We start from the raw sequence: 3984 nt of genomic DNA, 5'->3' as shown, positions 1-3984 counted from the left end.
ACCTGCAACGCCCAGATCACCGCGTTATCAGCCGCCGCCTATGACCCGGCCAAATATGTCCCGATTGAGGCGGTTAACCAGTTACGCGCCCAGCTTAGCCAGGTACAAGCCAATGTGGAAACGCAGGCGCTGGATGGGTTGGTGCAAGCCGCTCTCTCAGATGGCCGTCTGGTGCCGGCGATGGAGGGCTGGGCAAAAGATCTGGGCCGTAAAGATCCGGCCGCACTGAAAACGTATCTGGAGGGCGTAACGCCGCTGGCTGCGCTGAGCAGTATGCAATCCAGCCAGTCAGATTTGAAGGCAACGCATCAATCGCAGAAAGCGAGTGATGAGTTAGATGCAACCCAATTGGCGATTTGCTCTAGCCTGGGAATTACCCCAGACGAGATGGCCAAAGCGCTGGGAGAGGAATGATGGACAGAAACACCGCGTTTAACGACGGGAAGTTGTTCCCGGTGCCCTGTGAGGCCGGGGCAAAAATCGATGCGGGCCATCTGGTCTGCGTTAACAGTGCCGGCTATGCCATTGCTGGCGCGAAGGCGAGCGGGAATTTACTGATCGGTGTGTGCGATGAAGCCGTGGATAACACTGGTGGTGCTCAGGGCGCACGCTCGGTGATGGTACGCCGAGGTCTGGCAGTCTTTCTGGAGAATAACAGCGGCAGCGCTGTCACCCAGGCCGAGGTCGGCAAGTCCTGCTACCTGCATGACAGTGTGACTGTCTCAAAAACGGATGGCGGTAACGCGCCAGTGGTTGGCCGTGTGCTGACGGTTTCCGCTGATAGCGGCGTACAGGTACTGATTGGGTAAGGACATACATAGCATGATCATTGATAAAAAGAACATCACGACATTTTTTGTCGGCCTGAAAAAGCTGTTTAACGACGCTTTAAAGCGTGAGCCGGGGCAGTGGGAAAAGGTTGCCATGAAAGTCCCCTCCGGGACTAAGACCGAGGATTACTCCTGGTTGAGCGACTTCCCTCGGATGCGCAAGTGGATTGGAGAGAAGTGCGTCAAGGCGCTGGCCGCATTTAAATACAGCATTACCAACGACGACTGGGAAACCACCATTGAGGTCGATCGTAATGACCTGGAAGACGATCAGACCGGTCAGTATGCCCTCAAGGCAAAGAGCGCTGGGCGTGCGGCGGCTGATCTGCCGGACGATATCGTCTTCGCCCTGATCAATAATGGGTTTAAATCCACCTGTTTTGATGGTCAGTATTTCTTCGATACCGACCACCCACAGGCAGGCGGCACGGTATCCAACAAGGGCACCAAGGCACTTTCTTGCTCTAGCCTGGCTGAGGCTAAAGCCTCGTTCGGTGCCGCCAAGATGCAAATGCGCCGCTTTACGGACAGCGAGGGCCGCCCGCTGAGTATTCGCCCGACGGTGCTCCTGGTGCCGCCAGAGCTGGAGGATACCGCCAACACCCTGATGACCGCCGATCGCTTCGAGGATGGCAAGACCAATATCTACAAGGGGGCGTGTGAGGTGGTGGTCGAGCCGCGTCTGACCTCGCCAACAGCGTGGTTCTTGCTGGATACCTCCAACGATGTGAAGCCTTTTATCTACCAGGAGCGTAAAGCGCCGAAATTGGTCGAACAGACCGACGGGAACGCCGACGACGTATTCATGCGCCGTAAATACAAATTTGGTGCTGAAGCTCGTGCGGCTGGCGGCTATGGCTTCTGGCAGATGGCCTATGGCTCAACCGGGGAAGCATAAGCATGATTTATATCACGTCAAAACGAAATGGGTTCTACCGCTGCGGTGTAGCACACAGTGAGCACACTACGGCCTGGGCTGATGATCACTTCTCGCCGGAGCAGTTGGCCATCCTGGAAGCGGAGCCGATGCTGATTGTAACCCGTGACAATCCGCAGGCACAAAGCCAGCAAGCTGCTGAGCAGCAGATTGCCGCCCTCAAAGCCGCTTTGGTTGATGCGCAGCAACGCAATGACGCGCTAAGTGCTGAGCTGGAAGCCGCCAACGCGCGTGTCGCCGAACTGACAGCGAACAGCCCCACTCCCGAGCCGGTAACGGATAAGGCCAAAGCCAAGGGCAATACCAAAGACAAGGCCGTGAAACCCACGGGTGAGTAATAAGAGGGCTATCCGATGTACGCAACGATCCAGGATATGCGGCTGTCATTTGGCGAGCGTGAGTGCTCCTCGCTGGCTGATCCAGACTATTCCGGCGGCATCAATGAGCCGGTAATGGAGGCAGCGTTACAGCGTGCCAGTGCTGAGATCGATGGTTATCTGGTTGCCCGCTATCCCACCCCCTGGCCAGATACCCCGCGCATTCTGGTGGGTCGTTGCTGCGATATCGCACGTTATCACCTGGCAACGGCCAGCCGGCAGTGCTCCGAGGAGATCCGCATGCGCTATGAAGATGCGATCCGCTTTCTGGAGAAAGTCGCCGCCGGGGCTATCAGCCTGGGGCGTACCGAGAGCGGCGAGCCGGTGAGAGCCGGGTCACAGATGCGTTTTGTTTCCACCCCGCGCCAGTTTGGGCGGGATGCAACAGGCGGAGGTGCCTTTTGATAACCGAGATTGAAAATGCCGTTATTGCCCGTTTAACGGCAGGTATGGGGCGCATGGTGCGTGAGGTCGTCAGTTATGGCGGCGAGTTGGATCGGGATCTGGGCAACATGGTGCGTTGCCTGCCAGCAGCCTGGGTGACGTTCGGTGGCATCCCGCGCACAGAACCCTGTAGCACCAGTCACAAACGGTTTCGGGCGTATGGGCGTTTTGTGGTGATGGTGGGCGATTACAACACCCGTAGCGAACAGGCGGGCCGCCAAGGGGGCGCACGTGTGGATGAGGTGGGCTGCTACCGGATGATTTATGCCGTGCGCCGCCTGCTCACCATGCAGAGTTTAGGGCTGGAGATCACGCCATTCCTACCGGGTAAGGTGCGTACCCTGTACAACACCCAATTGGAGAACCGGGCGTTATCGGTATTCGCCATCGAGTTTGATACCTCATGGGTTGAAACACCGCTTGCACAGGGCGCATGGCCCGCGCGGGAAGAGCGCGATGAGATCCCCGATCACCTGTTTACCCGATATCGGGGCCGCCTGGCCGAACCAGAGGCACCGGTACGGCGTATCGGGTTGTCCTATGACCCGCCTGGTATCGGCTCTCGTGACCACCCCGCAGATCTGATTAACCTGGATGGAGATCCCGCTGATGAAAGTTAAGGCCGCGACAGGGTTGCGCGTACCGAAAGAGGACAACCCCGCCCGCTATATCGATGACAAAACGTTCGTTGATGTGCCGGATAGCGCCTATTACCGCCGCCTGCTCCAGTCGGGCGACTTACAGAGTAAACCGGCTAGCCGTACAGGCCGCACCGATAACACCGTGGCAGAAATGGACACGGAGGATAAAACCGCATGACCATTACGTTCGACACCATTCCGGGCAGCACCCGTAAGCCGGGGCAATACCTGGAGTTTAATACCCGCATGGCGGTGCGCACATTACCGGGCAACCTGCAAACCATGCTGATCATCGCGCCGCTGATGAAAAGTGGCTCGGCCAAGCCGCTCGAGCTGCATAACGTCTTTTCAGACGATGAGGCGGCTTCCCTGTTCGGTGCCGGGTCACTGGCGCACCTGATGGCCCGCGCGGCGATCTTGTCCTATGACTATCTGCAATTGCAGGTCATTGGTCTGGAAGAGCACAGCGCCGGCCAGGCAGCCACGGGGACTGTCACCCTCACCGGACCCGCTACCAGCAGTGGCACCGTGTCCCTGTGGGTATCAAATATGCGCATCGATGTGGCGATTGATAGCCAGGATAGCGCAGATACGATGCACACCGCGCTGGCCGCTGCGATTAACGCCGAATCCCTACTGCCCGTCACGGCGACTGTTACGGATAGCGGCGGGAAAAAAGTCACGCTGACCGCCAAGCAAAAAGGCGCATTCGGTAACGATATTTTGCTGAGTGTAGCCTGTAGTGCCGCCGGTGT

General features: G+C 57.9%; 6 protein-coding genes and 2 pseudogenes. All 8 read left to right on the top strand.

Annotated elements, in window-relative coordinates; genetic code table 11:
* Positions 1 to 414, top strand: a pseudogene (locus EHO01S_RS16695) (phage protease); the annotation flags it as partial.
* Positions 411 to 809, top strand: a complete 399-nt coding sequence (locus tag EHO01S_RS16690) for a capsid cement protein (RefSeq protein ID WP_035370903.1) — start codon at positions 411 to 413, stop codon at positions 807 to 809. The pseudogene EHO01S_RS16695 and the gene EHO01S_RS16690, both read left to right, overlap by 4 nt.
* Before the next feature lie 13 nt (positions 810 to 822).
* Positions 823 to 1728, top strand: coding sequence for a Mu-like prophage major head subunit gpT family protein (locus EHO01S_RS16685; RefSeq protein WP_024525013.1), 906 nt, complete (start codon positions 823 to 825; stop codon positions 1726 to 1728).
* 2 nt (positions 1729 to 1730) lie between these two features.
* Positions 1731 to 2105, top strand: coding sequence for an HI1506-related protein (locus tag EHO01S_RS17805; protein WP_024525012.1), 375 nt, complete (start codon positions 1731 to 1733; stop codon positions 2103 to 2105).
* A 15-nt stretch (positions 2106 to 2120) separates the two neighbouring features.
* Positions 2121 to 2549, top strand: coding sequence for a gp436 family protein (locus EHO01S_RS16675; protein ID WP_024525011.1), 429 nt, complete (start codon positions 2121 to 2123; stop codon positions 2547 to 2549).
* Complete coding sequence (locus EHO01S_RS16670; protein WP_035370901.1) at positions 2546 to 3208, top strand: DUF1834 family protein; 663 nt, start codon at positions 2546 to 2548, stop codon at positions 3206 to 3208. Before EHO01S_RS16675 ends, EHO01S_RS16670 begins: the two co-directional genes overlap by 4 nt.
* A complete protein-coding gene (locus EHO01S_RS16665) occupies positions 3198 to 3407 on the top strand; it encodes a hypothetical protein (protein ID WP_035370899.1) in 210 nt (69 codons plus the stop codon). Before EHO01S_RS16670 ends, EHO01S_RS16665 begins: the two co-directional genes overlap by 11 nt.
* Positions 3404 to 3984, top strand: a pseudogene (locus EHO01S_RS16660) (phage tail protein); the annotation flags it as partial. The gene EHO01S_RS16665 and the pseudogene EHO01S_RS16660, both read left to right, overlap by 4 nt.

The organism is Edwardsiella hoshinae NBRC 105699 = ATCC 33379 (assembly GCF_000474215.1).
Lineage (GTDB): Bacteria > Pseudomonadota > Gammaproteobacteria > Enterobacterales > Enterobacteriaceae > Edwardsiella > Edwardsiella hoshinae.
This window is presented reverse-complemented; position numbering and strand designations above follow the sequence as displayed.